This is a genomic window from bacterium (genome assembly GCA_035703895.1).
Classification (GTDB): domain Bacteria; phylum Sysuimicrobiota; class Sysuimicrobiia; order Sysuimicrobiales; family Segetimicrobiaceae; genus Segetimicrobium.
The window spans coordinates 1-5,304 of record DASSXJ010000084.1; the positions used below are offsets into that span (position 1 = coordinate 1).

Sequence of the window (5,304 nt, forward strand, 5' to 3'; positions counted from 1 at the left end):
AGACCGCGATTCGGAGACAAAACAGAGGAAACAAGGAACACACTCGGCCAGGTGGAACAGCAGGCCGTTGCTTACCAGCGCGGCATGTCGGCTGCCCTCGCCGGCCTCCCTCACGAGAAGACCGACGACACTTGGTACGACGCCGGGTGGAGACACGGCGCCGGGATCAGGGCGCTTCGGACAAGGAAGCCGCGTAAGTAAACGAGCCTGATACTGCGTCCGGGCAGGCGCAAGACGGCCTTGCCGGAAGGATGACTGTCCCTGAGCAAGAATCTGAGCGGATGCGATGGAAGTACGACGCATCCGGGCTCATGAAGGCCCTCGCCTTCGCGCTCTTCGTCTCAGCGCGTTGGCCGACGCTCCGACCGCCTTTGGCTCTTCGCTCGTGGAGGCCCAAGGGCATCCGGCGGATTATTGGGACAGTCTCGCGTGGGAGAGAGCCAATGCTCAGACGAGCGCTACATTTATCGTCGAGGAGAATGAGCGCTGGTACGGGATGGTGGGGTGCTTCATCCACCGGGATTATCCTGAAATAGTGCGGCTCGTGTCGATGTGGGTCGATCCAACCCGACGCAAATCAGGCGTGGGAACGTCTTTAGTGGAAGCGGTTGTTCAATGGGCGCGCGCATGTGGGGCCAAATGTGTTCAACTTTGGGTGACCGACACGAATCATAGGGCAAAGTCCCTGTATGCTCGGACCGGCTTCGTAGCGACGGAGCATACGAAACCTCTCCCATCAAACCCGACGCTACACGAAGTGCTCATGGTCCGTGAATTGACTGTATCGCGTTGATTTTGTGTGCCATGGTAAGTTCTTTCTTACCACGATCCTCTCTTATCAGAGGAGCCATTCTCTTTTTCGAAACGCACGCCACTTCCGTTGACAATGAGCAAGGAATCGCCTCGGGATGGCATGACGCGGAACTCTCCACGAGTGGCTGCACTCAAGCCGTGGAGCTTGGGGGTCGATACGCCCGCGAGGACTTGGCCGCCGTCCTCTGCTCTGACCTCCAGCGTTCCTACCGAACGGCGGAAATCGCCTTTGGTGAGCGCGGCCTGCCTCTGCTTCGAGACGCCCGGCTTCGGGAGTGTGACTATGGAGCATGGACCCGGCGGCCTCGCGATCAGGTCGACGCTGAGCGGGTCAGACATATTACCGAGCCATTCCCGGGTGGCGAGAGCTATACGCAGGTGGCGGCGCGAACGCGGGACCTGCTGAACGACGTGCTGCGGGATTGGGCGGGCCGGCGCGTGATGATCGTTGGGCATCGTGGTACCTGGTACAGTCTGGAGCACGTGGTGAAAGGAAAGCCGCTCGCAGACGCCGTCGCCGCCCCTTGGATCTGGCAGCCTGGATGGGTCTACTCTATCGCACGATGACTGTTCCGGCCATGTCCTGGCCGCCTGCGCCACCGTGGAACCGGCAATAATAGTTGAACACGCCGGGCTTCTCGAATGTGTGCTGGAACCGGGCGCCGGTCAGGAGAATGGGCGACACAAAGGAACCATCGTCTGCCACAATGGCGTGACGCCCTCGTGCATCGACCCATTCCACTGTGCTGCCCGCTCGCACCGTCACCTGTTTGGGATCGAAGCGGAAATTCGCGAGCGAAACCATGACGCCGGCCTGCGGCGCCGTCCCTGGTGTTCCCTGCGGCGCACCCGGCGAAGGTAGGATGTACCACACGAAGTACACGCCCAAACCCAAAACCACGACAACCCACCACAACGCTAGGGTCGTCCGCATCCACAATTTGTAATTTCTGAATCGCAGGCGCTCGGGCAGCAGCTTGGTCCCCGCCACGACCACCACATAGAGACCGAGCAGTTCCACGAGTGTGCCTGCCGTGGCATGGAGGATGGCTGCGGCGTTGTAGGCGTCGTGCCATCCGGAAGACACATGCGGAAGCACCTGGCGGTGAAAGGACGGCACCATGACGCTCCCGATCGCCACCAGGTTGAGGATCAGGACCGACGACTGCGTCCAGCCGTGCGCGCGGAAACGCTTCTTTCGCGCCAGGAACATGCCGATCGCCAGGACGATCGCCATGGCAAGTTGAACCAGCAGGTTGACGTCTGCCGAACGTGTGGCGCCCGTCCCGAGCAGTCCGCTCACGGGCGGTTCGAAACGAGGAGGCGCCTCGAACCGGACCGGCCGGTGCTGAGGCGCCTCTGTTTAATGTCGATGTGAGCCGGGCGTCTTACTTCTCGACAATATCCTTCTTCAGTGGTCCGAGGGCGGCCAGCAGGTCGCCCTTTTCCTTCGCGCCGACCTTGAACTTGTCCAGGGCGCCGGAGAGATCCTCAACGAGCGCGTTGAAATCGGCGTCGGTGATCCCCATGCCCTTGTGAGCCGTCTTCATGTCCTTGCCCGTGTATTTGCACGGGCCGCCGGTGGCTTGGCAGATTTGATTCACGAGGTTATCCTTGAATTTTGCAAGCCGTTTCGGATCTGCGGCAGTATCTTTAAAGAAGCCGTTGATCCGCTTGTCGGCGGCAACCCGCGCCACGAACTCATCGACCACGGCGACGATCGCTTTCTTCCCCCCCAAACGGTCGTACAGTGATTTCTCCATGGTGGCGGCAAAACTGACCGTCGCCGTGAACAGCACCACCAGGGCCGAGCACAGGATCTTGGCGGTGAGCTTGTACATGCTATCCTCCCTGTTTGACGTGTCAGGGAGGCTATTCGCGCCCGCGCGGGCTTGCCCCTTTCCCGATCGCCGGCGCGAGCGCCCTTGCGATCCGGTCAGGCGTAGAGGTTGAGGGGATGCCGCTTCAACGCCTCGCCGAAGCGCTTTCGAAGCTGGTCGAACATCTCGATATCGTACTGCCCCACGAAGGTGATCGCTGTCCCCGCGCGCCCCATGCGCGCGGTGCGTCCGACCCGGTGGATGTAGGTTTCCACGTCCTCGGGGATATCGAAGTTGATGACGTGCGAGACGTTCTCCAGGTCCAGCCCACGGGCGGCGACATTGGTCGCGATCAGGAGGCGCGTTCGCTTTTCTTCAAACGCCCGGAGCGCTTTCAGCCGCGCCCCTTCCCGCAGGCCGCCGTGGAGCACGCCAACCGTGCCGTCCCGGTCGAGTGCTCGAGCCAGACGGTCGACACGATACCGGGTCCTCCGGAACACGAGCCCCGAAGAGATTTCCTGGCTGCGCAGGAGGCGGCGCAGGGCCTTGACCTTGTCCTGCTCGGCGACTTCCAGGTAAAACTGCTCGATCGAATCGACGGTCGGAAGCGGTGCGGCGATCCGCACCCAGGTGGGCGTGCGCATGCGCTGTTCCGCGATCGTGCGGATCTCCACGGGGATGGTGGCGGAGAACAGCGCCGTCTGTCGCGTGGTCGGTGTCTGGGCGAGAATCTTTGAGACGTCCGGGAGAAAGCCCATGTCGAGCATTCGGTCCGCTTCATCGAGCACTGCCACCGAGACCGACGCCAGGCTGACGGTCCTTCGCTGCAGGTGATCCAGCAGGCGTCCCGGAGTGGCTACCGCGATGTGCGGGTGCCGGCGCAGGTCTTCCATCTGCCGGACGATGGAGTGACCTCCGAACAAAGCCACGACCGAGAGGCCCCGGCCGCGTCCCAGAATCCGGATCTCGTCGGCGACCTGCAAAGCGAGTTCGCGCGTGGGGACAAGGACGAGGGCCTGGAGGGTCCGGGACGAAGGATCGAGGCGCTCCACGATGGGGATCCCGTAGGCTCCTGTTTTTCCTGACCCTGTTTCCGCCTGCCCGATCATGTCTCGTCCGCTGGCCATGATCGGAATGCCTTCTTGTTGAATGGGGGTCGGCTCGAGCCATCCCAGCCGGCGGATCGCCCGGAAGGTCTCCGGGGTAAGCGTGAGCCCTCCGAACGTCGTGGGGGCCTCCGTGCCTTTTGTCAGAGTTGGTGCGTCTAAAATTGGTGCTCCTGAAATACGAATCGCCTCCTTCATACTCCGGCTCATCGCCGGGTGCGGCTTCGCCGCGGGAATCAGTGCCGGCATCTGCGCGTGTCTCGCCGGAACCTGCTCCCCATGAAGAAGGCCTGCGACACACAAGGAGGGACGCCGTCTCTGGCATCCCTCACAGAACGCATCTAATGACGACAGTGAAAGTATACCAGGTACGGGGGGGGCCGTCAAACGAAAGTTCGCGCGGCCGATCATGGCCGTAGATCTTCCACTTGACCTCCCGCCACACGACGTGAAGTACGCAACCTGATCCATGATCGTACGGTCCGCGCTGGCCTCGCTCAATCTCGCGTAGATGATCCACGCGCCGTCACCGACGGCGCGCACTAAAAACAGGTGCTTCGAAGCGGCATCCTCCGCCCTGTAACAATTTTGTCAACGCCTCCCATTTTGGGAATGTCTGGGGGAAGATGTGGGTTCCTACAATCGTGGACAAAATCGGAGCGCATGGGCTCCAAGAACGTAGAGAGGTGAGTACGATGCAGAAGCTTCTGGCAGTGGCGGTGTTGGGCGCGAGCCTGGTGTTTGCGACGAGCGCAGCGTTTGCGGATGAGCGTGGGGTTGTTGAGCCGGTTTCTCCGGCGACTCAGCAACAGACGATCCTGGTTGAGAACCAGACCGACATGTCGACGGTCGCAGGCGGGGCGCCGGTCTCCGTGGTGGACACGAGCCGCGAAAACGGCAGCAATCGCTAATCGCTCCAGCTCACGCGTCGGCCGCCGGGATGATTCCCGACGGCCGATGGCCTTTTCGTCGCTCCTGGCTGCCCAGCCTCATCTTCTTAACAAGGACCTGCGCTCAAACACTTTTTTCCCCAGGTCTTCTATGGAGCGATTCCGCCCGGGAACGGTGGCGTGAGCCAGATCTGGACCCTTTCCCCCATTGGGAATGTTTGAGGGCGGGCGTGAGTTCCTAAGTTCGTGAGCAAATCGGAGCGAACGGCTCCAAGAGGGTAAGCGAGGTGAGTACGATGCGGAAGCTTTTGGCACTGGCGGTTCTGGGCGCAAGCCTGGCCTTTACCGCGAGCGCGGCGTTTGCGGAGGACCAGGGGTACGTGGAGCCTATGTCTCAGTCCACGCCGGAAGTAATGGTCGCTCCTCAGTACGTGGAGCCCCTGTCCGGGGTCGCCGGCGGGCCCACGCAAGTGGACCAGAGCGAGTTCCGGGAGAACGGCAGCAACCGGTAATCGTTCCGGCCCGCACATCGGTCGCCGCGGCAGAGTGCCTCGGCGGCCGTTGTGTTTTTTGTAGGGGCATCCCGCTTCTCCGACGAAGAGGTGGCGCTGATGCGCGAGTCATGCGACGTGGCGATCGTCGGCGCGGGCCCGGGAGGGTCCGCGGCCGGATACT

7 protein-coding genes are annotated in these 5,304 nt (G+C 62.0%); 4 read left to right on the forward strand and 3 right to left on the reverse strand.

The window, feature by feature from the left end; all coding sequences use genetic code 11:
* Positions 1 to 201: hypothetical protein (locus tag VFP86_05905; GenBank protein ID HET8999162.1), on the forward strand; the 201-nt coding region annotated here is incomplete at its 5' end.
* A gap of 603 nt (positions 202 to 804) precedes the next feature.
* Entirely contained in the window at positions 805 to 1,380 is a 576-nt protein-coding gene (locus VFP86_05910) for a histidine phosphatase family protein (protein HET8999163.1), read from the forward strand.
* Here VFP86_05910 and VFP86_05915 read toward each other — a convergent pair.
* The 3 genes from VFP86_05915 to VFP86_05925 form a co-directional block, all read right to left on the reverse strand.
* Positions 1,367 to 2,116 (reverse strand): DUF420 domain-containing protein, encoded by a 750-nt coding sequence (locus tag VFP86_05915; protein HET8999164.1) that lies wholly within the window; start codon positions 2,114 to 2,116, stop codon positions 1,367 to 1,369. The two genes, VFP86_05910 and VFP86_05915, sit on opposite strands and share 14 nt — an antisense overlap.
* 85 nt (positions 2,117 to 2,201) lie before the next feature.
* Positions 2,202 to 2,654, reverse strand: coding sequence for a group 1 truncated hemoglobin (locus VFP86_05920; GenBank protein ID HET8999165.1), 453 nt, complete (start codon positions 2,652 to 2,654; stop codon positions 2,202 to 2,204).
* Positions 2,655 to 2,749: 95 nt separating this feature from the next.
* Positions 2,750 to 3,988 (reverse strand): DEAD/DEAH box helicase, encoded by a 1,239-nt coding sequence (locus tag VFP86_05925; GenBank protein HET8999166.1) that lies wholly within the window; start codon positions 3,986 to 3,988, stop codon positions 2,750 to 2,752.
* A 446-nt stretch (positions 3,989 to 4,434) separates the two neighbouring features.
* On the opposite strand from VFP86_05925, the gene VFP86_05930 reads away from it, so the two are divergent.
* Positions 4,435 to 4,650: a hypothetical protein gene (locus tag VFP86_05930; GenBank protein HET8999167.1), complete on the forward strand. Its 216-nt coding sequence runs from the start codon at positions 4,435 to 4,437 to the stop codon at positions 4,648 to 4,650.
* A 275-nt stretch (positions 4,651 to 4,925) separates the two neighbouring features.
* Entirely contained in the window at positions 4,926 to 5,141 is a 216-nt protein-coding gene (locus VFP86_05935; protein ID HET8999168.1) for a hypothetical protein, read from the forward strand.
* Positions 5,142 to 5,304: the final 163 nt, after the last annotated feature.

Bases quoted from the DNA above. Each gene is read 5' to 3' on its own strand.
- VFP86_05910 (HET8999163.1), top strand. From the start codon at position 805: ATGGTAAGTTCTTTCTTACCACGATCCTCTCTTATCAGAGGAGCCATT.
- VFP86_05920 (HET8999165.1), bottom strand. From the start codon at position 2,654: ATGTACAAGCTCACCGCCAAGATCCTGTGCTCGGCCCTGGTGGTGCTG.
- VFP86_05925 (HET8999166.1), bottom strand. From the start codon at position 3,988: ATGCCGGCACTGATTCCCGCGGCGAAGCCGCACCCGGCGATGAGCCGG.
- VFP86_05930 (HET8999167.1), top strand. From the start codon at position 4,435: ATGCAGAAGCTTCTGGCAGTGGCGGTGTTGGGCGCGAGCCTGGTGTTT.
- VFP86_05935 (HET8999168.1), top strand. From the start codon at position 4,926: ATGCGGAAGCTTTTGGCACTGGCGGTTCTGGGCGCAAGCCTGGCCTTT.